We start from the raw sequence: 20,451 nt of genomic DNA, 5'->3' as shown, positions 1-20,451 counted from the left end.
CGCCTAGCCAGGACCGCTTCGCTGGGTTTTGTGAGCAGCTCCGGGCAAGAAGGATTCGGAATTTAAGGGCGATGGGGCGCAATCCAGGAAGACGGGGACAACACCATGAAAACCATCATCATCACCGGCGCATCGGACGGCATTGGCGCCGAAATGGCGCGGCAACTGGCCAAAACGCATGGCACCGGGGTCGCGCTGGTGCTGGCGGCGCGCAATGATGCGCTGCTTGATGAGATCGCGCAGCAATGCGCCGCGCACGGCGCGCAGACCCTGGTCGTCAAGACCGACGTATCCATCGAAGCCCAATGCCGCCATCTGGTGGACGCCACCGTGGGTCGCTTCGGGCACATCGACGCCCTGGTCAACAACGCCGGCATGTCGGCGCAGGCGCTGTTCGAGGACGTCAAGGCCCAGGACCTGGGCTGGTATGAGCAGCTGATGCGCATCAACCTCTGGGGCAGCGTCTGGTGCACCCACGCCGCCCTGCCCCACCTGAAGCTGCGCCACGGCAGCATCGTGGCCGTTTCCAGCCTGGCCGGGCTGATCGGAGTGCCGGGCCGCACGGCCTACAGCGCCACCAAATTCGCCATGGTGGGATTTTTTGAGGCGCTGCGCGCCGAAATGAAGGGCGCCGGGGTCAGCGTGACCACCGCCTACCCGGGCGTGGTCGCCACCCATATCCGCCACCGCGGCTTCAATGCGGCGGGCGTGGCCGCTGGCTCCAGCGGGCTCAAGGAAGACGACGCGATGAGCGTGGAAGAATGCGCCCGGCTGATCCTGCAAGGCATGGAGCGCCGCGACCGCGAGGTCGTCATGACGGCCAAGGGCAAGCTGGGCCGCTGGCTCAAGCTGATCGCGCCGGGCCGGGTTGAGTCCATGGCGCTGGCCGCGCTCAAAGACGACGTCAAGCCCCTCTAATATGAGCAGTACTCCGCACGGAACGGAATTGCCCTCCGCCTGGGTGCAGCGCTGGTCGCACCTGGTCCCCCAGCGCGGCGTGGTGCTGGACGTCGCCTGCGGCTATGGCCGCCACGCCCGCTGGTTTCACCGGCGAAACCACCCTGTGGTCCTGGTGGACCGCTCCCAGGAAGCGATGGACGCCATCGCCGCCGCCATCCCCGCATCCGCCCGCGAGGCGGTGGTGGCCGACATTGAAGCCGGCCCCTGGCCTTTCGCGGGCCGGCAATTCGACGCGGTCGTCGTGACCAACTACCTGTGGCGCCCCCTGCTGCCCACGCTGCTGGCCGCCCTGGCGCCCGGCGGGGTGCTGATTTACGAAACTTTTACGCAAGGCAATGAGACGGTGGGCAAGCCCTCCCGGCCGGATTTTTTGCTGCGCACCGGCGAATTGCTGGAAACCTGCCGGGCGCTGCGGGTGGTGGCCTTCGAGGAGGGTTTCCATGAGAGCCCGCCGCGGTTTGTCCAGCGCATTGCCGCGGTCCGCGAAGCGCCCGCAACTGCGGGTTTGCCCGCCCCGCCGCGCTATGGACTGCCCTAGGCTCTGGGTAGAATGCAGGATTGGCCGTTTTGGGCCGGCCTGGCGGTATTCCGGCCAGTCCCCTTCCCAAGCTCCCGGCCGCGAACGTTTACAAACAAAGCATGAAACCCATTACTGGCAGCATCGTTGCACTGGCAACACCCTTGCATGATGACGGCAGCGTAGATTACCCAACCTTGCGCAAACTGGTGGACTGGCACATCGCCGAAGGCACGGACTGCATAGGCGTGGTCGGCACCACCGGCGAATCCCCGACCGTCAACGTCGAAGAGCACTGCGAAATCATCCGCGTCTCGGTGGAACAAGCCAAAAAGCGCGTGCCCATCATGGCCGGTTGCGGCGCCAACTCCACCGCCGAGGCGATCGAACTCGCCCGCTTCGCCAAGCAGGTGGGCGCCGACTGCCAGTTGCAGGTCGTCCCCTATTACAACAAACCCACGCAGGAAGGCCAGTACCGGCACTTCAAGGCGATCGCCGAAGCCGTCGGCGACCTGCCCACCGTGCTGTACAACGTGCCCGGCCGCAGCGTGGCCGATATGGCGCATGCCACCGTGTTGCGCCTGGCCCAGGTGCCCGGCATCGTCGGCATCAAGGAAGCCACCGGCAATATCGAGCGCGCGCAATGGCTGATCAAGGAAGTGCCCAAGGGCTTTGCGGTGTATTCGGGCGACGACCCGACCGCCGTGGCACTCATGCTCTGCGGCGGCCAGGGCAACGTCAGCGTGACGGCCAACGTGGCGCCCCGGCTCATGCATGAGCTGTGCGTGGCTGCCGTGGCGGGCGACACCCGCCGCGCAATGGAACTGCAGCTCAAGCTGCTGCCGCTGCACAGAAACCTGTTTATCGAAGCCAACCCGATTCCCGTCAAATGGGCCATGGCCCGGATGGGTCTTTGCGGCGGCACCTTGCGGCTGCCGATGACGCCGCTGGAGACATCGAACGAAGCGGCCGTGGAAAGCGCCCTGCGCGCCTGCGGCCTGGTTTGATTTGCCTGATCTGATTTTTAAGGGAACCCAAGTGAAGATATCGCCAACACGTCCTGCATTTTCAAAAGCCCGGAGCGCCGCAGCTGTATCCGCGCTGCTGGCTCTCGGCCTGCTCGCCGGCTGCTCCTCCCTCAGGGATGTGATGGACGGCGAACGCGTCGATTACAAATCCAGCGGCGCCAAGGGCCCTTCTCTGGACATCCCCCCCGACCTGACCCAGCTCAGCCGCGACACCCGCTATGTGGTACCCGGCACGGCGGTCTCCGCCAACAGCTACCAGGTGGGCCAGCCCACGCAGGCTGTGCAGACGGCCACCGCCACTGTCGGCGACGTGCGCATCGAGCGCGCGGGCAGCCAACGCTGGCTGGTCGTGAACCGGCCCGCCGACAAACTGTGGGGGCCTGTGCGCGATTTCTGGCTTGAAAGCGGTTTCCTGCTCGCGCAGGACCAGGAAAACCTCGGCATCATGGAAACCGACTTCGCGGAAAACCGCGCCAAGCTGCCGCAGGACTTCATCCGCAGCGCGCTTGGCAAGGTCTTCGACGGCCTGTATTCCACCGGCGAACGCGACAAGTTCCGCACGCGCCTGGAGCGCCGCCCCGACGGCGGCACCGAGATTTATGTGAGCCATCGCGGCATGATTGAAGTGATCACCGGTGGAAAGACCGGCAACGCCGCCTCGGGTGACAGCACGGTCTGGCAGCCCCGTCCCGCCGACCCGGAACTCGAAGCTGAATTCCTGCGCCGCATGATGGTCAAGCTGGGCGTGACGCAAGAGCAGTCCAAGGCCCTGGTGGCCGCGGGCGCCGCCAAGCAGACTTCGCGCATCGCCACGGTGAACAACGTGCCCGTCGTGCAAATCGACGAAGGCTTTGAGCGCGCCTGGCGCCGGGTCGGCCTGGCGCTGGACCGCACGGGCTTCACGGTCGAAGATCGCGACCGCAGCCAGGGCACCTACTTCGTGCGCTACGTCGAGCCCGTCGCCAACAAGACCGAACCCGGCTTCTTCAGCAAGCTGTTCAGCGGCTCGCCGGCCGCCACGCCGCCCCTGAAATACCGCATCGCCGTCAAGAGCCAGGGCGAAAGCACCACGGTGTCCGTCCTCAATGCTCAGGGCGCCGCAGAATCATCGGCCAACGCCCAGCGCATCGTGCAGGTGATTGCCGACGACCTGAAGTAATCCGGGCCTGCCGCCCGACCGCCCAAGCCGCGAATTGCCACGCCCATGTTGAGGTTCAAAAGCCTGGGCAGCGGCAGTTCGGGCAATGCCGCCATCGTCGAAGCAATGGGAATCGCGCCTTCGCGGGTTCTCGTCGACTGCGGGCTGGGCCTCAAGCATTTGCTCTACCGGCTTGGCGAGGCCGAACTGCAGCCTGAGGACATACATGCCGTGTTCGTCACGCATGAACACGGCGACCACATCGGCTGCGCCCGCTCGCTCGCCCTGCGCTACCGCATCCCGGTCTGGATGAGCCACGGCACATATACCGCCATCGGGGCGCCGGATTTTGACGGCCTGCTGCACATCGCGCGCGACGGCAAAACCATCGAAGTGGGAGGCCTGCAACTGACGCCGTTCACGGTGCCCCACGATGCCAGGGAGCCCTTGCAGCTCACCTGCACCGACGGCTCGGCCAAGCTGGGCATCCTGACCGACCTGGGCCACGCCACGGCGCATGTCATGTCGCACCTCATGGCATGCGACGCCCTGATGCTGGAGTGCAACCATGACACCGAAATGCTGGCGCAATCGTCGTATCCGCCTTTTTTAAAGCGGCGCGTGGGCGGCCAGTACGGCCACCTCTCCAATGCCGCGGCGGTGGAGATTGCCCGCGGCCTCATTCATGGGCGATTCAGGCACCTGGTGGCCGCACACCTGAGCGCGCAGAACAACCGGCCGGCGCTGGTGCAGGCGCTAATGGCCGAAGCGCTGTCTTGCGGCGCGGATGACATCGTGGTCGCAAAACCCGACACCGGGACACCCTGGCTTTCGCTTTGAGTTTGTCGCGAGACGCCCGAAGGAAAAAGCAGCGGCCATAAAAAAAGCCGCCTTGCGGCGGCTTTCTTCAACTCGCTGAAAAAATTACTTTGCAGCGCTGGCAGGTGCGGTAGCAGCGGCGGCGGCAGAAGTAGCGGCAGCGGCAGCAGCGTCAGCAGCGGGTGCGGATGCAGCGGCAGCTGGAGCAGATGCGTCAGCAGCAGGTGCTGGAGCAGCAGCTGGTGCGGGTGCGGCTGGAGCAGCAGCTTCTTCTTTCTTGCCGCAAGCAGCCAGAGCAACAGCGGCGACGATAGCTGCCAAAACGAGTGACTTGTTCATTTTTACGATCCTTGGTGATATTTAAGAAAACAATTTCCGGAAATTGCCAAAAGAAAACCCAAACCGGAATTCAAGTAATTTTTGACCGGGGAAAGGACTCGAGCTCTTTCTACCCAGCTTTAAATTATATGCTGGATATTACAAGTCCGAAAACCCTTAGTCGACGAAGCACGACCGTATGGCGCCTGCGGCCTGCTGATTTTTGCGCCTAAAGCCCCAGGGTCGTGGCCGGAAAAGCCGGTGAGCTTTTCAGCAGGCGCTCGTGGATGCGCTCCCTGAGTGCCACCCGGCGGGCCGGCTCAGACCCGGCCATACCGGTGCAGCGCTGCAGGTCCAGGCGCTCAAAAACCCAGCCCGGGCCCAGCAGTGCGCTGGGCATGTCGTCGGCCGGGGCGGACGTAATGGCGCGGCAATCCACGATGTGCGCCCAGGTCCGCCGCCAGGTGACGAAGCGCGCGTGGCGGCGAAGCACTTCGTCGTAACTCCCGGCCAGCATCGTGAAGGTGCGGCCGGTTTTGGACCAGTCGTTCAGGGCCTGCGCCACCGCGCGCTCGCCCAGGGGCCAGTCCTCGAAATCCGGGTCACATACGATGATTTCACGCCAGCCCTGCTGCGCCGCCACGGCAAAAGCCTGGCGAATCATGTCCGTGAAATCCGTGCGCCCGCTGAAGCGGCCTTCCGGCAAGGCCGGCGGCGGGGTGAATGAGGTTTCGGTGTCCATGGAGCATCTCCTTCCTTGGGGGCAAACAGATGGTGATGGGTCGGCTCAGAAATCCGCGGATGGCTCCTGCCGTAGCCAGCCGGCATCGTGCCAGTCGCCTAGCAGCGCCAGCGCGGAGGCACCGGCCTTGCGCAGATCTTGCGGCGCCAGGCCGCGGCCGTCGGCCAGCCGCCGCATCAGGTTTGCGTCGGCGCCTTTGGCGCGGTAGCTCTCCCCGTTGATGAACACGTGGTCGGTGTCATACATCATCCGGGTGCGCGCATCCAGCCTGACCGCCGTGCGGCCGGCCTTCGCGGCGTCGGCATCCCATTCATCCGCGGCCTCGTCAAACCACACGGAGGGTTTGGGCTCGGTCATGTATTCGCCCAGGACACAGGCCAGCGCCAGAGGATCTTTCAGCGCGTCCTGCACGGCCTGGCTCGCGAAGGCGGCCAGGTCCGCGGGCAAGGCCGCCGGGGTGGCCGTGGCTTCCTGGCCGGGATCGCGGTACATGTCGGGCACCTTGGGGGCGCGTCCTGCCGGGACATCCGTGTCGTCGTCATCCTCGTTGAATTCAGCCAGACGCTGCAGCAGCTCCGCCGCCAGTTCGCCACGCCCCGGCGACCTGAAGCCTATCGAATAGGTCATGCAGTCGGCCGCCTTGCCGTCGCCAGAGTCCGCCGCCTCTGCGATACCGTCATGCGCATAACGCGGGGGCAGGTAGAGCATGTCACCGGCTTCCAGCACGAACTCCTGTTCGGGCTCGAAGTTCCGCAGGATCTTCAGCGGCACGCCCTCCTGCAGGCTCAGGTCTTTTTGCCGTCCTATCTTCCAGCGCCGCCGCCCGCTGGCCTGCAACAAGAAGACGTCATAACTGTCAAAGTGCGGTCCGACGCCGCCGCCCGGCGTGGCGAAGGAGACCATCAGGTCATCAAGCCGTGCATCGGGAACAAAGCGGAATTTTTGAAGCAATTCGTGCGCCCCGGCGTCATGCAGGTCCACCCCTTGCACCAACAGGGTCCAGGCCTTCTGGCTCAGCGGCGGCAGGCTGCGCGGCGCAAGAGGTCCCTGCTTCATCCGCCAGCCCTTGGCCTGCTGGACGATCAGCCGCGACTCCACCTGCTCGCTCGCGGCCAGCTTGAACAAGGCCGTGCGGCTCAGCAGAGGCTGGAATCCGGGCAGGGCCTGGCGCACGAGAAGCGGCTTTTTTTGCCAGTGCCGGCGCATGAATTGCGCCGGGCTCAGGCCGGCAAGGAGCGCTAGAGATTGGTTTACATCCATGGGACAATTGTCGGATGAAAATCACCCCGCAATGCGTCGTAGCCCTGACATGGACGCTGAAAGACACCCTGGGCGATGTGCTGGACGAACTGGATGAGCCCATTGAGTTCCTGCTGGGCGGCGATGACCTCCTCGCCAAGATCGAGGAAGCACTTCAAGGCCACGAAGCAGGCGACAAACTGGAACTGCACCTGGAACCCGAAAACGCCTTTGGCGACTATGACGAAGAACTGGTGTTCCTTGAGCCCCGCAAGATCTTCCCGGCCGAACTGGAAGAAGGCATGACCTTCGACGGCGCGGCCCTTCCGCAGGGCGTCAGCGGGACGGCGCCGCAGCAGCATATCTACACAGTCACCGAAATCTACCCCGACCATGTGGTGCTTGACGGCAACCATCCGCTGGCGGGCATCGCCATCCGGCTGGCCGTCAAGGTCGAGTCCGTGCGCGAAGCCAGCGAAGAGGAAATCGGCCAGGGTTCGCTGGGCACCGGCTTTTTCAAGCTCGAGCCGCTCACGCCCGGCAGCGGCACCTTGCATTAAGGCAAAAGCGCAAGGGCGGCACGAAGCCGCCCTTTACGCATTCCCCTGCTACGGCTTACATCCGGTACAGCAGGCCGTTCTCAATCCTCACACGGTCGCCGACACGCAGGTCGCCGGTCGACGGCACGTCATAGGCGCGGCCGGTGCCGTTGTCGAGCTGCACGGAGACGCGGTAGGTTTCACGCACCGTGGTGTTGCGGTTTCTTTCGATCGCATTGCCAGCCACGGCGCCACCCACGGCGCCGGCGACCGTCGCCACATCCTTGCCGGTGCCGCCGCCGATCTGGTGGCCCACCACTGCGCCAGCCACACCACCGAGGATGGCGCCTATGCCTGAGCTCCTGGCTTGTTCCGGGGTACGAAACACTTCGACGTTGCTGACCCGCCCGTATTCGATATAGCGGTTCTGCTGGTTGGCGGGATAGGTTCCGGCCGGGTAGGTTCCGGCGGGATAGGTCTGGTTAGGGTAGCTGGCGGTGTTCGGATAGGCCGGCGGGTAGTTCGCGTCCGACGTCGGCGGAGGGTTCATGGGTGCGCAAGCCGCCAGGGCGGCCAGTGCCAGCACCACGGAAGCGGATGAAATAAAGCGGGATGTGTTTCGCATGAGTCTCTCCTTTTAGTAAGTTCATGAGATTCCGGCATCAACATGCACATGCACGGGGACTCTCATGACCCATTAAGGACGGGACCCAGGCCATCCCGGGTGGGGATTGGGCCTGTGGCGGCGTGGGAGGCTTGTTGCAGGGGTTGTAGGAAAACCCCCACCACCCATTTCCCGCACAGTGGCGCGCAGCGCGCCGGGCTCAGGCCTTGCCGGTGGAGCCGTAGCCGCCCTCCCCGCGCTCGCTGGCGGGGAATTCGGAGACCACGTTGAACTGGGCTTGCACCACGGGCACGATCGTCAATTGCGCGATGCGCTCCATGGGTTCAATGGTGAAAGGCACGTCACTGCGGTTCCAGGCGCTGACCATCAACTGCCCCTGGTAATCGCTGTCGATCAGGCCCACCAGGTTGCCGAGCACGATGCCGTGTTTGTGGCCCAGGCCGGAGCGCGGCAGGATCAGCGCGGCATAGCCCGGGTTGTGCAGGTAGATGGCGATGCCCGTGGGCACCAGCTGCCAGGCGTTGGCGGCCAGGGTGAGAGGCGCGTCCAGGCAGGCGCGCAGGTCCAGGCCGGCGCTGCCGGGTGTGGCGTAGGCGGGAAGATTGTCTTGAAGGCGTGGGTCGAGGATCTTGACGTCGATGTGCATGAACTATTTTTTCTTCGGTGGTTGATTTTTCTGGGCTTCTTCGGCGGCTTGCCGCGCCAGTTCGCGCAGTCGCTGGACCAGCGCGCCGGATGACTGGCGGTTGGCCTGGAAGACCGCCCACGCGCCGTACACCAGCAGCGCGGGCAGAAACAGGAAACCGGCGCCGGGCAGTACTTCATCCAGCACCTGGGTGGCGATCCACAGGACGACCACCCATTTGACATGGGTCACAAAGGCGGCGCCGGTGGCAAGGGCAGAGGCGGGTTTGACGGGAGGCGTAACGGCGCTTGCCGGAGAGGGTGCGCGAAGCGAAGCCTTTTCGGGGGGCTTGAGCAGGTCTTCACGGGCGCCGGCCGACGCATTCGCATGCGTCAGGCGCTCCACGTAGCTGGCGAAATCGCCGTCCGGCGGCGTGTTCGAGGGAAGGTTCACGGTGCGGCCGCCTTTCCGTGGGAAGGAGGCGCCGCCATCCTGGTCGCGATCTCCCTGACCAGTTGCCGCGCCAGCGAGAGCTTGGAGGCCCGGGGCAGCGCCGTGCTGCCCTGCGCATCCACCAGTAGCAGCGCGTTATGGTCCTGGCCGAAGGTGTCGGGGCCGATGTTGCCGACCAGCAGCGGCACTTTTTTGCGCAGGCGCTTGGCCTCGGCGTTTTCCGCGAGGTCCTGGCTTTCCGCCGCGAAACCCACGCAGAAAAGCCGGCCGGCCTGCGCCGCGGCCGACTGGGCAACGGTGGCCAGGATGTCGGGGTTCTCGGTGAACGCCAGCTGCGGCGCCTGTCCGGAGCCGTCTTTCTTGATTTTCTGGGCCGAAGGCGCGGCGGGCCGCCAGTCGGCCACCGCCGCCGTGGCGACAAACACACTGGCGGCCTGGGCACGCGCAGAGACCGCCTCCAGCATCTGTTGCGCGGACCGCACGTCGATGCGGGTCACGCCGCGCGGCGTGGGCTGGCTCACCGGGCCGGCGACCAGCGTCACCTCGGCGCCCGCCTCGCGCGCCGCGCGCGCGATGGCAAAGCCCATCTTGCCGCTGGACAGGTTGGTGATGCCGCGCACCGGGTCTATGGCTTCATAGGTAGGGCCGGCAGTGACCAGCACACGCTGGCCGGCCAGCACCTTGGGCGCGAAAAAAGCGACCAGGTCCTCCAGGATCTGCTCGGGCTCCAGCATGCGCCCATCGCCAGTCTCCCCGCAGGCCTGGAAACCGCTGCCCACACCCAGCACCGTGGCGCCATCGGCGTCCAGTTGCACAAAATTGCGCTGTGTGGCCGGGTGCGCGTACATCTCGCGGTTCATGGCCGGCGCCACCAGCAGCGGCACCTTGTCGATGGGTCGGGCCAGGCACATCAGGCTGAGCAGGTCGTCGGCGCGCCCGTGCAGCAGCTTGGCCATGAAATCAGCGCTCATCGGCGCAACCAGGATGGCATCGGACTCGCGCGACAGGTTGATGTGCGCCATGTTGTTGTCTTCGCGGCTGTCCCACTGGCTGGTGTAGACCGGCCGGCCGCTCAGGGCCTGCAGCGTGACGGCCGTGATGAACTGTTCGGCCGCCTCGGTCATGACCACCTGCACCGTGGCGCCGGCCTTGATCAGCGCCCGGCACAGCTCGGCCGCCTTGTAACAGGCGATGCCGCCCGACAGGCCCAGCACGATGTGTTTGCCGGCCAGGTCCAGGGCTTCTTCTGCCTGCATACCGTTCTCCGCAGCTTGATTTGTCATGTTCCGCAATGTATCAGCTAGACAAGCCCCCACACGCTTAACGGCCGGCCATGCACGGCCCGTCAGCCGCCATGCAAGTCCGGAATGGCTTTGGCCAAAATTCAGTAGCCCCTGCAAAGGGTATCCCGCCGGGCAACCCGTATAATCTCCGTTTACCACCTCTACGAACTTGCGGTTCGTACCTGACATGACCAAATTTGTCTTCGTCACCGGCGGTGTGGTGTCTTCCCTGGGCAAGGGAATCGCCTCAGCCTCCTTAGCTGCGATCCTGGAATCGCGAGGCCTCAAAGTCACTTTAATCAAGCTGGATCCCTACCTCAACGTGGATCCGGGCACGATGTCGCCCTTCCAGCACGGCGAGGTTTTTGTGACCGACGACGGTGCCGAAACCGACCTGGACCTCGGCCACTATGAGCGTTTCATCGAAACGCGCATGCGCAAGGCCAACAACTTCACCACCGGCCAGATCTACAAAAGCGTGCTCGAAAAAGAGCGCCGCGGCGACTACCTCGGCAAGACCGTGCAGGTCATCCCGCACGTCACCAATGAAATCCAGGAATTCGTCAAGCGCGGCGCCGGTTATGAGACCCCAGACGCGGTCGACGTCGCCATCGTCGAAATCGGCGGTACCGTCGGCGACATCGAGTCCCTGCCCTTCCTGGAAGCCGTGCGCCAGATGAGCCTGCGCCTGGGCGCCAACAACACCGCCTTCGTGCACCTGAGCTACGTCCCCTGGATCGCCGCCGCCGGCGAGCTCAAGACCAAGCCGACGCAACACACCGCCAAGCAGCTGCGCGAGATCGGCATCCAGGCCGACGTGCTGCTGTGCCGTGCCGACCGCCGCATTCCCAACGAAGAGCGCGAAAAAATCTCGCTGTTCTCCAACGTCCCCGAATGGGGCGTGATCTCCATGTGGGATGTCGACACGATTTACAAGGTCCCGCGCATGCTGCACGAGCAGGGCCTGGACGGCCTGATCTGCGACAAGCTGCGCCTCAATACGCCGCCGGCCAACCTCCGGCGCTGGGACGACCTGGTCTACGAGACCGAACATCCGCAGACCGAAGTCCACATCGCCATGGTCGGCAAGTACGTCGACCTCTCCGACAGCTACAAATCGCTCAATGAAGCCCTGCGCCACGCCGGCATGAAAAACCACGCCAAGGTGGTCATCGAGTACGTCGACTCCGAAACTATCTCGCCCGACAACGTCTCGCGCCTGGCGCGTTTTGACGGCATCCTGGTGCCCGGCGGCTTCGGCGTGCGCGGCGTCGAAGGCAAGATCTGCGCGGCCCGCTTCGCGCGCGAAAACAAGATGCCCTATCTCGGCATCTGCCTGGGCATGCAGGTCGCCACCATCGAGTTCGCGCGCCACGTCGCGGGCCTGAAGGACGCCAACAGCACCGAGTTCGACGCCGCCACCCCGCACCCGGTGATCGCGCTCATCACCGAATGGAAAGACGCCGACGGCACCATCAAGACGCGCGACGCCAAGTCCGACCTGGGCGGCACCATGCGCCTGGGCGCGCAAAGCTCCGACGTCGCCACCGGCACGCTGGCGCACAAGATTTACGGCGACGTGGTGACCGAACGCCACCGCCATCGCTATGAAGCCAACGTCAACTACCTCGACGCCCTGCGCGCCTCGGGCCTGGTCATCTCCGCGCTGACCCAGCGCGAGCAGCTCACCGAGATCGTCGAGCTGCCCCAGGACGTCCACCCCTGGTTTGTCGGCGTGCAGTTCCATCCCGAGTTCAAGTCCACGCCCTGGGACGGCCACCCGCTGTTCAACGCCTACATCGCCGCGGTGCTCCAGCTCCGCGCCACGGCGGGCCAGGACGGCAAGCCCGCTGCCAAGCCCCTGAAGGCGGTTGCCTGACCATGAAGCTCTGCGGATTCGACATTGGCCTTGACCAACCCTTTTTCCTGATCGCCGGCCCCTGCGTCGTCGAGTCCGAGCAGTTGCAGATGGACACCGCCGGCGCCCTCAAGGAAATCACCGCCTCGCTGGGCATTCCCTTTATTTTCAAATCGAGCTACGACAAGGCCAACCGTTCCAGCGGCACCAGCTTTCGCGGTCCCGGCATGGCCAAGGGCCTGGAAATCCTGGCCAAGGTCAAGCGTGAGCTGGGCCTGCCCATCCTGACCGACGTGCATTCCGAAGCCGACATCGCCACGGTCGCTTCCGTCGTCGACGTGCTGCAGACCCCGGCCTTCCTGTGCCGCCAGACCGACTTCATCCATGCGGTGGCGCAATCGGGCAAACCGGTCAACATCAAGAAGGGCCAGTTCCTGGCCCCCGGCGACATGAAGAACGTCATCGACAAGGCCCGCGCCGCCGCGCGCGAAAAAGGCCTCGATGAAGATAGCTTCATGGCCTGCGAACGCGGCGCGAGCTTCGGCTACAACAACCTGGTGTCCGACATGCGCAGCCTGGCCATCATGCGCGAGACCAAAGCCCCCGTGGTGTTCGACGCAACCCACTCGGTGCAGTTGCCCGGCGGCAACGGCACCAGCAGCGGCGGCCAGCGCGAGATGGTGCCGGTGTTGGCGCGCGCCGCGGTGGCGGTCGGCGTGGCGGGCCTCTTCATGGAAACGCATCCCGACCCGGCCAAGGCCATGAGCGACGGCCCGAATGCCGTGCCGCTCAAGCATATGAAGGCGCTGCTCGAAACACTGCTGGCGCTGGACCGCGTGACCAAGAAAAACGGCTATCTCGAGAACAATTTTTCCGCCTGACCACGAATCCAGCGCCCGGGGGAGCTCCGGGCCCTTCGGCAAAACACAGTCCCGCGCCGGCAAGGCATGTGGCAACCTTGAAACAACATCGGAACCCGACACATGCCCAGCGCCTACATCATCGCCAACGTCACAGTTACGAACCCCGAACAATACGAACAGTACAAAAAACTGTCTAGCATCGCCATGCAGGCGCACGGCGCCGAGGTGTGCGTGCGCGGCGGCAAGATCGAGGTGCTGGAAGGCGACTGGGCTCCCAGCCGCATCGTGATACTCAAGTTCCCCAGCATGGAGCAGGCACGCGCTTTCAACGAGTCCACCGAATACGAAGCGGCACGCCAGTCGCGCCAGGGTATCGCCGTGATGCGCATGGTGCTGGTCGAAGGCGTCTAAGCTTTTTAGTTTTTCTATTTCTGGTTTTCTATTTGGTTTTTCTATCTTTTATTTTCTGATTTTTGAAAGAGCCTAAATGAGCGCAATTGTTGATATCGTCGGCCGCGAAATTCTCGACAGCCGTGGCAACCCTACCGTCGAATGCGACGTGCTGCTGGAGTCCGGCGTCATGGGCCGCGCGGCGGTCCCTTCGGGCGCCTCCACCGGTTCGCGCGAAGCGATTGAACTGCGCGACGGCGACAAGTCGCGCTACCTCGGCAAGGGCGTGCTCAAGGCCGTCGAGCACATCAACACCGAAATCTCCGAGGCCGTGCTGGGCCTGGACGCCAGCGAACAGGCCTTCCTGGACCGCACCCTGATCGACCTGGACGGCACCGACAACAAGTCGCGCCTGGGCGCCAACGCCACGCTGGCCGTCAGCATGGCCGTGGCCCGCGCCGCGGCCGAGGAAGCCGGCCTGCCCCTGTACCGCTACTTCGGCGGCAGCGGCGCCATGCAGATGCCCGTGCCCATGATGAACGTGGTCAACGGCGGCGCGCACGCCAACAACAACCTGGACCTGCAGGAACTGATGATCATCCCCGTGGGCGCACCGAGCTTTCGCGAAGCCGTGCGTTACGGTGCCGAAGTCTTCCATGCGCTCAAGAAAATCCTGCACGACAAGGGCATGAGCGTGGCCGTCGGCGACGAAGGTGGCTTTGCCCCCAACGTGACCAACCACGAAGCCGCCATCCAGATGATCCTGGAAGCCATCGATGCGGCCGGTTATGTCGCCGGCGAGCAGATCGCCCTGGGCCTTGATTGCGCGGCATCCGAGTTCTACAAGGACGGCAAATACGTCCTGGGCGCCGAAGGCCTGAGCCTGGACGCCACCGAATGGACCAACATCCTGGCCACCTGGGTCGACAAATACCCCATCATCAGCATTGAAGACGGCATGGCCGAAGGCGACTGGGACGGCTGGAAGATCCTGACCGAACGGCTCGGCAAAAAAGTGCAACTGGTCGGCGACGACCTGTTCGTCACCAACACCAAGATCCTCAAGGAAGGCATCGACAAGCAGATCGCCAACTCCATCCTGATCAAGATCAACCAGATCGGCACCCTGACGGAGACCTTCGCCGCCATCGAAATGGCCAAGCGCGCCGGCTACACCGCCGTGATCTCGCACCGCTCCGGCGAAACCGAGGATTCCACCATCGCCGACATCGCCGTGGGCACCAATGCCGGCCAGATCAAGACCGGATCGCTCTCGCGCTCGGACCGCATGGCCAAGTACAACCAGCTGCTGCGCATCGAAGAAGACCTGGGTGACATCGCGTCCTACCCAGGACGCGCGGCGTTCTATAACTTGCGCTGAACGCGCGGCCGCACGTGGGAAAAAGACTTGTCCCTGCCGTCCTGATTGCGCTGCTGGTGATCTTCCATGCGCAACTCTGGATAGGCCGGGGCAGCATTCCCAGCGTGCGCGAGATGCAGCACCGGCTGAACGAGCAGCTCGCCAAAAACGTCCAGGCCCAGGCCGCCAACGACCAGCTCACGGCGGAAGTCAGGGACCTCAAGGAAGGCCTGGAGATGGTCGAGGAAAAAGCCCGTAGCGAGCTGGGCATGGTCAAGCCCAATGAAATCTTCGTACAGGTCACGAAGTAGGCTTTGCAAGTCTGCGGGCCTGGCTGGCTGCTTGATTGATTGATCGATCGTGCTGAAAATCGCCGTCACCGGCGCTCCCTCCACCGGAAAACACCAGTTGGCATCCGCATTGGCCAGCGCCCTCAAGGACGCGGGCCGGGATGCGCTTGTGGCCGTGACGAACTCGTCTGCCTCGCCAAGCGACGCTGCGAGCCTGACGCTGCTGTGCGGGCTGGAGTCCGCCACACAAGCCCATCAGCAGGCGGCAGACCAGTCCATACGCGCGGCCCTGGCAGCCGGCGGCATGGCCTACTGTGTCCTGTATGGAAGCGCCCCGCAGCGTCTTGTCCAGGCGCTGGGCGCTGTTGAACGCCTGCTGCCGGGCTTGCCGCTGCAAAAGCCGGCGCCTGTTCGCAGGGAGGGCAACAAAGCCTGGGTATGGGTCTGCGAAAAATGCAGCGACCCCGTCTGCGAACACCGCCTGCTCAGCGACCTGCTGGCGCAGCGCGCCGTTTCCGCCGCGCCCTGACCCTTATTGGACCGTGGAGGTCGGCGGCTGCTGGTTGGTCTGGCTGGTGAACAGCTGCGCCGCGTCCACCGGGTCGAATTCGTACTGCGCGCCGCAGAACTCGCAGCCGACCGCCACCTTGCCGCGCTCGGAAATAATGCTTTCGATCTCGCCTGTGCCCAGGCTGCGCAGCATGCCGCCCACGCGCTCGCGCGAACAGCTGCAGGCAAAACTCGGCGTCACCGGCTCAAAGCGCGTGACCTGCTCTTCCCAGAACAGGCGCCGCAGGATGGTGTCGGCGTCCAGGCCCAGCAGCTCTTCGCGCTTGAGCGTGCCGGCCAGCATGGCGATGCGTTTGTAGTCTTCATTCACGCCGATCTGGTCTTCATTGGCGTCGCGGTCTATCTGGCCCTCAAGATTGCCCTGGCCCTTGACCGGCAGGCGCTGGATCAGCAGGCCCGCGGCCACCTTGCCGTCGGCCGCGAGGATCAGCTTGGTGTCCAGCTGCTCGCTCTGCAGCATGTAGTGCTCCAGCACCTCCGCGAGATTTTCAATCTTCTCGCGCTGGTCGCCGTAGAGCGGGACCACGCCCTGGTAGGCCTGCTGGCCCGGCAGCTTGTCCTTGGGGTCCAGCGTGATCGCGCAGCGCCCCTGGTTGCTCACATTGACCAGCTGGCTCAGCGTGCTGCCCGGGTCGACCGTGCCGGTCACCGTGGCCGTGGCGCGCAGGCTCAGGTCGGGCTGCACTTCGGCCACCGCCAGCTTGACCGGGCCGTCGCCGAAGATCTGCAAAATCAGCGAGCCGTTGAACTTGATGTTGCTCTGCATCAGGGCGCCGGCAGCTGTCATTTCCCCCAGCAGCTGCATGACCTCGGCCGGATAGCCTCCGCCCGCCTGCCTGCGTTTGAGGATTTCCTGCCAGGAGCCGGTCAGGCGCACCAGCATGCCGCGCACTGGGAGGCCATCAAAGATGAATTTATGGAGTTCAGACATTAAATTAGGCCCCCACGCTTTTCGCTTCGCGTAATGCGCTGCCCCCCGAGGGGGCGCTGCGCCTGCGGCCCGGCAAAGCCGGTTCCGCGGCCCTTGCTGGAATAAGAGCGTCGACGTTGGCGCTCTGTGCGTATTTAGTGGTTTTGGTCATTCAGGCGATTTTCTTGAGCCCGGTCTTGTAACGCCGGGCATTGTCTACATAGTGCTTCGCGCTCATTTTTAAACCCTCGATCTGCTCCGGAGACAGCTGCCTGACAGCCTTGGCCGGGCTTCCGAAGATCATGGAACCGTCCGGGAACTCCTTGCCCTCGGTGACCAGCGAGCCGGCGCCGACCAGGCAGTTCTTGCCGATCTTCGCGCCGTTGAGCACCACCGCCTGGATGCCGATCAGCGAGCCGTCGCCTATGGTGCAGCCGTGCAGCATGACCTGGTGGCCGACCGTGACGTTCTCGCCTATCGTGAGCGGCAGGCCCATGTCGGCGTGCAGCACGCTGTTGTCCTGGATGTTGGAGCCCCGACCCACGGAAATGGTCTCGGTATCGCCCCGTATCACCACCCCGAACCAGACGCTGCTGTCTTCGGCGAGGTGCACATTGCCCATGACCTGGGCGTTGTCGGCCACCCAGGCGGATTCGTGAACGGTGGGGGTCAGCTTGTCCAGTTGGTAGAGGGCCATGGTTTTGCACTTTTATTGAGGGGGAACACGGTCGGGAGTCAAGGCCAGCCCGGGGCTGCCCGTCTACCCCGATTGTAAGGAGGCCCCCCAGGCGTATCGCCGACAATTCCCCCATGACCCCAGAGCCGCCTCCCGCCGAACTGCGCCAGCTGGCGCTGCGGGCGCTGCTGGAAACCGATCCCGCGCAAAAAGTCCGCCTGGCCGAAGAAGCCATGGCCCAGGCGGACACGCTGGAGGTAGCGGCCGAAATGGCGCTCCAGGCCCCAGCCGGCTTGCCCGGCTGCCCTGAACGGCCCGAGCTGCGCTCCCACCTGGACGTGCCCAAGCGCTCGCCCTTCACGCGCGAGGGCCTGGCCGCCCTGCTCCACGCCGTGACACATATCGAGTTCAACGCGATCAACCTGGCCCTGGACGCGGTCTGGCGCTTTCCCGGCATGCCGCGCGCCTATTACCTGGACTGGTTCAAGGTCGCCGCCGAGGAGGCCCGGCACTTCAGCCTGCTGCGCGCCCACCTGCAGGCCATGGGCTACGACTACGGCGACTTCCCGGCCCACACCGGCCTCTGGGACATGACCCGCAAGACCGAAGGCGACCTGCTGGCGCGCATGGCCCTGGTGCCGCGCACCCTGGAAGCCCGCGGCCTGGACGCCACCCCGCCCATGCAGGCCAAGCTGCGCAAGGTCGGCACGCCCGAGGCGCTGCGGGCCGTGGATATCCTGGACGTGATCCTGCGCGACGAGATCGGCCACGTCGCCATCGGCAACCACTGGTACCGCGAGTTGTGCGCCCAGCGCGGGCTGGAACCGATCGCCACTTATGCGCTGCTGGCCCGGCAGTACGAAGCGCCCCGGCTCAAGGGGCCGCTGAACCTGGATGCCCGCCGGCGGGCGGGATTTGACGAGCAGGAACTCGCGCTCCTGGGACTTGCCTAGGCAAAAAAACGCGGCAAATTCCTACACAGGGACGGCGGCAGGGATTTTCGAACGGCGCTAGACTCCAAAACTCTCTTGAAAAGGAGTTTGCGCAATGATCCGGCACCTGGTTCCAGACATCCCCTCGCAAATGCCGCGCTTGCCCGCGGACGTGGCCCTCCAGCTGCCGCAAGGCCAGCGCCTGGGGTCGGCCAACGCTCCCGTCAAGCTGGCTTTTTCCCATTGGTCCAGTATTGCCCGCCTCAAGGCCGGCCAGATAGGCGCGCTGGCCGAAGATTACGTCGAAGGCAAGCTGCAGCTTGAAGGCGCCATGCGCGACGTGATGCGCGCGGTGACCAAGCTGCTGCCCGGCAACCCGGTGGAAAGCGACACCGGCTGGTGGTCCCACCTGCTGCGCCATGCCAAGTCCCTGGCGGCCCACACCCATGCCCGCGACGCGGCGCAAATCCAGTTCCACTACGACGTCTCGGACGCCTTCTACGCGCTATGGCTGGACCCGCGACGCGTCTATTCCTGCGCCTATTACCGCGATGAAGCCATGACCCTGGCCCAGGCGCAGGAGGCCAAGCTCGACCACATCTGCCGCAAGCTCATGCTCAAGCCCGGCGAGCGCTTCCTGGACATAGGCGCCGGCTGGGGCGGCTTGCTGATGTGGGCCGCCGAGCACTACGGCGTCGATGCGACCGGCATCACCCTGTCGAAAAACCAGCATGCTCACGTGCAGCGGCTGATCGAGGAAAAAGGCCTGGGCGGCCGCGTGCGCATGGAGCTGCGCGACTACCGCGACATGCCGGAAGACCAGCCTTTCGACAAGATCTCCTCGGTGGGCATGTTCGAGCACGTGGGCCACGCGCGGATGACGGGCTACTTCCAGAAGATCCTGCGCCTGCTGGCCCCCGGCGGCCTGGTCATGAACCACGGCATCACGGCCGGCGGCCTGGAAAACCGCCAGCTCGGCGCCGGCATGGGTGATTTCATCGAAAAATACATCTTCCCCGGCGGGGAGCTCATGCACGTCAGCGCCGTGCTGGAGCACATGTCGCGCGCCGGCCTGGAAATGGTGGACACCGAAAACCTCAGGCCGCACTACGCACGCACGCTGTGGAACTGGTCTGACGCGCTGGAAGCCAGGCTGGACGAGGCACGCCAGGTACTGGCCCAGGACGGCGGCACCGACCGCGCCGAAAAAACCCTGAGGGCCTACCGGCTCTACCTGGCCGGCAGCGCCATGAGCTTCGAGCAGGGCTGGATCTCGCTGCACCAGATGCTGGCCGCCAAGCCTTCCGGCGAGGTGCACGACACCGCCTTGGCCGGCGCGCAGTCCAGTTATCCTTTTAATCGAAACTATATGTACGGCAACGCCGCCTGAAGGCGCCCTGGCCGGCGGTCACTCGGCCTTGATGTTCGCGGCTTTCACGATGCGGGCGTTGGCGGCCGACTCGGCGGCAATCTGCCGGGCAAAGTCCGCCGCGCTGCCGCCGGTCGGGACATTGTCGGCATCCAGCAGCTTTTTGCGCAGGTCGGGCGTGCGCAAAGCCTGGTTGATTTCGGTGTTGAGCCGCTGCAGCAGCTCCGCCGGTATTTTGGCCGGCGCGAACACCCCGAACAGCGACGTGAGGTTGGCCTGCGCCAGGCCCAGCTCGGCAAAGGTCGGCACCTGCGGCAAGGTCTCCACGCGCGCCGGCGCCCCCACCGCCAGCGGACGCAGCTTGCCGGACTGGATGTGCTGCATCACCGTGCCGCTGAGGTTGGTCGAAACCAGCTCCACCTGACCGCCCAGCGCGTCGGTGAGCTGCTGGCCGCCGCCCTTGTAGGGCACGTGGGTGAACTCGACATTCGCCCCATGGCGGACCTGCTCCAGCATCAAATGCCCCACCGTGGCCAGCCCCGACGTGGACCAGCGCAGGCTGCCCGGTTTCGCCTTGGCCGCGGCCAGCAGGTCCTTGAAGTCTTTTCCAGCGAAGGCGGGCGTGGCCAGCAACACCACGGGCGAATACATCACGCTGGCCACCGGGGCGATGTCCCGTGCCGGGTCATAGGCCTGTTTGCCCAGGTGCGGGTTCAAGGCCAGCGGGCTGATGGATGAAAAACCCAGGGTGTAGCCGTCGGGCGCGGCCTTGGCCACCGCATCCATGCCTATGCTGCCGCCCGCGCCGGCGCGGTTTTCCACCACGACCGGCACGCCCAGTTGCTGCGCCAGCTTTTCGGCCAGCGCTCGTGCGATACCGTCGCTGATGCCACCCGGCGGATAGGCCACCACGATGCGCAGCGGGCGAACCGGCCATGGGGCTGGCT

At 64.9% G+C, this 20,451-nt stretch carries 24 protein-coding genes; 14 read left to right on the top strand and 10 right to left on the bottom strand.

Annotated elements, in window-relative coordinates; translation table 11 throughout:
- Positions 1-105 precede the first annotated feature (105 nt).
- From AC1D1Y_RS16620 to AC1D1Y_RS16600, 5 genes are all read left to right on the top strand, one after another.
- The gene (locus tag AC1D1Y_RS16620) at positions 106-918 is read left to right on the top strand and encodes an SDR family oxidoreductase (protein WP_477683283.1); all 813 of its coding nucleotides are present in this window, start codon (positions 106-108) and stop codon (positions 916-918) included.
- 1 nt (position 919) lies between these two features.
- Positions 920-1,498: a class I SAM-dependent methyltransferase gene (locus tag AC1D1Y_RS16615; RefSeq protein WP_477683282.1), complete on the top strand. Its 579-nt coding sequence runs from the start codon at positions 920-922 to the stop codon at positions 1,496-1,498.
- 101 nt (positions 1,499-1,599) lie between these two features.
- Positions 1,600-2,484: a 4-hydroxy-tetrahydrodipicolinate synthase gene (dapA, locus tag AC1D1Y_RS16610; RefSeq protein WP_477654205.1), complete on the top strand. Its 885-nt coding sequence runs from the start codon at positions 1,600-1,602 to the stop codon at positions 2,482-2,484.
- A 31-nt stretch (positions 2,485-2,515) separates the two neighbouring features.
- Positions 2,516-3,664: an outer membrane protein assembly factor BamC gene (gene bamC / locus AC1D1Y_RS16605; protein WP_477683281.1), complete on the top strand. Its 1,149-nt coding sequence runs from the start codon at positions 2,516-2,518 to the stop codon at positions 3,662-3,664.
- A 45-nt stretch (positions 3,665-3,709) separates the two neighbouring features.
- The gene (locus tag AC1D1Y_RS16600; RefSeq protein ID WP_477683280.1) at positions 3,710-4,483 is read left to right on the top strand and encodes an MBL fold metallo-hydrolase; all 774 of its coding nucleotides are present in this window, start codon (positions 3,710-3,712) and stop codon (positions 4,481-4,483) included.
- A gap of 84 nt (positions 4,484-4,567) precedes the next feature.
- On the opposite strand, the gene AC1D1Y_RS16595 is transcribed toward AC1D1Y_RS16600, so the two are convergent.
- The 3 genes from AC1D1Y_RS16595 to AC1D1Y_RS16585 all read right to left on the bottom strand — a co-directional run bounded on the left by AC1D1Y_RS16595 (position 4,568) and on the right by AC1D1Y_RS16585 (position 6,782).
- Positions 4,568-4,801, bottom strand: coding sequence for a hypothetical protein (locus tag AC1D1Y_RS16595; RefSeq protein WP_477654208.1), 234 nt, complete (start codon positions 4,799-4,801; stop codon positions 4,568-4,570).
- Between the two features lie 208 nt (positions 4,802-5,009).
- A complete protein-coding gene (locus tag AC1D1Y_RS16590) occupies positions 5,010-5,522 on the bottom strand; it encodes a hypothetical protein (RefSeq protein ID WP_477683279.1) in 513 nt (170 codons plus the stop codon).
- A gap of 45 nt (positions 5,523-5,567) precedes the next feature.
- Complete coding sequence (locus AC1D1Y_RS16585) at positions 5,568-6,782, bottom strand: cupin domain-containing protein (RefSeq protein ID WP_477683278.1); 1,215 nt, start codon at positions 6,780-6,782, stop codon at positions 5,568-5,570.
- Positions 6,783-6,796: 14 nt separating this feature from the next.
- Here AC1D1Y_RS16585 and AC1D1Y_RS16580 point away from each other — a divergent pair, with 14 nt between their 5' ends.
- Entirely contained in the window at positions 6,797-7,321 is a 525-nt protein-coding gene (locus tag AC1D1Y_RS16580; RefSeq protein ID WP_477683277.1) for an FKBP-type peptidyl-prolyl cis-trans isomerase, read from the top strand.
- A gap of 55 nt (positions 7,322-7,376) precedes the next feature.
- On the opposite strand, the gene AC1D1Y_RS16575 is transcribed toward AC1D1Y_RS16580, so the two are convergent.
- From AC1D1Y_RS16575 to coaBC, 4 genes are all read right to left on the bottom strand, one after another.
- The gene (locus tag AC1D1Y_RS16575) at positions 7,377-7,925 is read right to left on the bottom strand and encodes an outer membrane lipoprotein (protein WP_477683276.1); all 549 of its coding nucleotides are present in this window, start codon (positions 7,923-7,925) and stop codon (positions 7,377-7,379) included.
- 199 nt (positions 7,926-8,124) lie between these two features.
- Positions 8,125-8,571, bottom strand: a complete 447-nt coding sequence (gene dut, locus AC1D1Y_RS16570) for a dUTP diphosphatase (protein ID WP_477683275.1) — start codon at positions 8,569-8,571, stop codon at positions 8,125-8,127.
- Between the two features lie 3 nt (positions 8,572-8,574).
- Complete coding sequence (locus AC1D1Y_RS16565; RefSeq protein ID WP_477683274.1) at positions 8,575-9,003, bottom strand: hypothetical protein; 429 nt, start codon at positions 9,001-9,003, stop codon at positions 8,575-8,577.
- Complete coding sequence (gene coaBC / locus AC1D1Y_RS16560; protein ID WP_477683273.1) at positions 9,000-10,259, bottom strand: bifunctional phosphopantothenoylcysteine decarboxylase/phosphopantothenate--cysteine ligase CoaBC; 1,260 nt, start codon at positions 10,257-10,259, stop codon at positions 9,000-9,002. Before coaBC ends, AC1D1Y_RS16565 begins: the two co-directional genes overlap by 4 nt.
- Positions 10,260-10,473: 214 nt before the next feature.
- Between coaBC and AC1D1Y_RS16555 the strand changes: the two genes are divergently transcribed.
- From AC1D1Y_RS16555 to AC1D1Y_RS16530, 6 genes are all read left to right on the top strand, one after another.
- Complete coding sequence (locus AC1D1Y_RS16555; RefSeq protein ID WP_477683272.1) at positions 10,474-12,165, top strand: CTP synthase; 1,692 nt, start codon at positions 10,474-10,476, stop codon at positions 12,163-12,165.
- A 2-nt stretch (positions 12,166-12,167) separates the two neighbouring features.
- Positions 12,168-13,025 (top strand): 3-deoxy-8-phosphooctulonate synthase, encoded by an 858-nt coding sequence (gene kdsA / locus AC1D1Y_RS16550; RefSeq protein WP_477654216.1) that lies wholly within the window; start codon positions 12,168-12,170, stop codon positions 13,023-13,025.
- A gap of 102 nt (positions 13,026-13,127) precedes the next feature.
- The gene (locus tag AC1D1Y_RS16545; protein WP_477654217.1) at positions 13,128-13,418 is read left to right on the top strand and encodes a DUF1330 domain-containing protein; all 291 of its coding nucleotides are present in this window, start codon (positions 13,128-13,130) and stop codon (positions 13,416-13,418) included.
- 76 nt (positions 13,419-13,494) lie between these two features.
- A complete protein-coding gene (gene eno, locus AC1D1Y_RS16540; RefSeq protein ID WP_092126658.1) occupies positions 13,495-14,778 on the top strand; it encodes a phosphopyruvate hydratase in 1,284 nt (427 codons plus the stop codon).
- 14 nt (positions 14,779-14,792) lie between these two features.
- Positions 14,793-15,068, top strand: a complete 276-nt coding sequence (locus AC1D1Y_RS16535) for a septum formation initiator family protein (RefSeq protein ID WP_477654219.1) — start codon at positions 14,793-14,795, stop codon at positions 15,066-15,068.
- Positions 15,069-15,117: 49 nt separating this feature from the next.
- Positions 15,118-15,576: a hypothetical protein gene (locus AC1D1Y_RS16530; RefSeq protein ID WP_477683271.1), complete on the top strand. Its 459-nt coding sequence runs from the start codon at positions 15,118-15,120 to the stop codon at positions 15,574-15,576.
- Between the two features lie 3 nt (positions 15,577-15,579).
- Here the strand turns inward: AC1D1Y_RS16530 and hslO are convergent, their stop codons facing one another.
- Entirely contained in the window at positions 15,580-16,548 is a 969-nt protein-coding gene (gene hslO / locus AC1D1Y_RS16525; protein WP_477683270.1) for an Hsp33 family molecular chaperone HslO, read from the bottom strand.
- A 151-nt stretch (positions 16,549-16,699) separates the two neighbouring features.
- Complete coding sequence (locus AC1D1Y_RS16520) at positions 16,700-17,224, bottom strand: gamma carbonic anhydrase family protein (protein ID WP_477683269.1); 525 nt, start codon at positions 17,222-17,224, stop codon at positions 16,700-16,702.
- A gap of 113 nt (positions 17,225-17,337) precedes the next feature.
- On the opposite strand from AC1D1Y_RS16520, the gene AC1D1Y_RS16515 reads away from it, so the two are divergent.
- On the top strand, positions 17,338-18,156 hold the full coding sequence (locus AC1D1Y_RS16515; protein WP_477683268.1) for a ferritin-like domain-containing protein: 819 nt from the start codon (positions 17,338-17,340) through the stop codon (positions 18,154-18,156).
- 94 nt (positions 18,157-18,250) lie between these two features.
- Positions 18,251-19,525, top strand: coding sequence for a class I SAM-dependent methyltransferase (locus AC1D1Y_RS16510; RefSeq protein ID WP_477683267.1), 1,275 nt, complete (start codon positions 18,251-18,253; stop codon positions 19,523-19,525).
- 18 nt (positions 19,526-19,543) lie between these two features.
- Here the strand turns inward: AC1D1Y_RS16510 and AC1D1Y_RS16505 are convergent.
- Positions 19,544-20,451, bottom strand: a 908-nt coding sequence (locus AC1D1Y_RS16505; RefSeq protein WP_477683266.1) for a Bug family tripartite tricarboxylate transporter substrate binding protein, incomplete at its 5' end; no start/stop codon positions are given.

It is taken from the genome of Polaromonas sp. P1_G1 (assembly GCF_056405595.1).
Note: the sequence above shows the minus strand (reverse complement) of the source record. Positions and strands in the feature narration are given on the sequence as shown.

Bases quoted from the DNA above. Each gene is read 5' to 3' on its own strand.
- AC1D1Y_RS16590 (WP_477683279.1), bottom strand. From the start codon at position 5,522: ATGGACACCGAAACCTCATTCACCCCGCCGCCGGCCTTGCCGGAAGGC.
- AC1D1Y_RS16515 (WP_477683268.1), top strand. From the start codon at position 17,338: ATGACCCCAGAGCCGCCTCCCGCCGAACTGCGCCAGCTGGCGCTGCGG.
- dapA (WP_477654205.1), top strand. From the start codon at position 1,600: ATGAAACCCATTACTGGCAGCATCGTTGCACTGGCAACACCCTTGCAT.
- AC1D1Y_RS16555 (WP_477683272.1), top strand. From the start codon at position 10,474: ATGACCAAATTTGTCTTCGTCACCGGCGGTGTGGTGTCTTCCCTGGGC.
- AC1D1Y_RS16545 (WP_477654217.1), top strand. From the start codon at position 13,128: ATGCCCAGCGCCTACATCATCGCCAACGTCACAGTTACGAACCCCGAA.
- AC1D1Y_RS16600 (WP_477683280.1), top strand. From the start codon at position 3,710: ATGTTGAGGTTCAAAAGCCTGGGCAGCGGCAGTTCGGGCAATGCCGCC.
- AC1D1Y_RS16595 (WP_477654208.1), bottom strand. From the start codon at position 4,801: ATGAACAAGTCACTCGTTTTGGCAGCTATCGTCGCCGCTGTTGCTCTG.
- dut (WP_477683275.1), bottom strand. From the start codon at position 8,571: ATGCACATCGACGTCAAGATCCTCGACCCACGCCTTCAAGACAATCTT.
- hslO (WP_477683270.1), bottom strand. From the start codon at position 16,548: ATGTCTGAACTCCATAAATTCATCTTTGATGGCCTCCCAGTGCGCGGC.
- AC1D1Y_RS16620 (WP_477683283.1), top strand. From the start codon at position 106: ATGAAAACCATCATCATCACCGGCGCATCGGACGGCATTGGCGCCGAA.
- coaBC (WP_477683273.1), bottom strand. From the start codon at position 10,259: ATGCAGGCAGAAGAAGCCCTGGACCTGGCCGGCAAACACATCGTGCTG.
- eno (WP_092126658.1), top strand. From the start codon at position 13,495: ATGAGCGCAATTGTTGATATCGTCGGCCGCGAAATTCTCGACAGCCGT.
- AC1D1Y_RS16585 (WP_477683278.1), bottom strand. From the start codon at position 6,782: ATGGATGTAAACCAATCTCTAGCGCTCCTTGCCGGCCTGAGCCCGGCG.
- AC1D1Y_RS16510 (WP_477683267.1), top strand. From the start codon at position 18,251: ATGATCCGGCACCTGGTTCCAGACATCCCCTCGCAAATGCCGCGCTTG.
- AC1D1Y_RS16615 (WP_477683282.1), top strand. From the start codon at position 920: ATGAGCAGTACTCCGCACGGAACGGAATTGCCCTCCGCCTGGGTGCAG.
- AC1D1Y_RS16520 (WP_477683269.1), bottom strand. From the start codon at position 17,224: ATGGCCCTCTACCAACTGGACAAGCTGACCCCCACCGTTCACGAATCC.
- AC1D1Y_RS16580 (WP_477683277.1), top strand. From the start codon at position 6,797: ATGAAAATCACCCCGCAATGCGTCGTAGCCCTGACATGGACGCTGAAA.
- AC1D1Y_RS16575 (WP_477683276.1), bottom strand. From the start codon at position 7,925: ATGCGAAACACATCCCGCTTTATTTCATCCGCTTCCGTGGTGCTGGCA.
- kdsA (WP_477654216.1), top strand. From the start codon at position 12,168: ATGAAGCTCTGCGGATTCGACATTGGCCTTGACCAACCCTTTTTCCTG.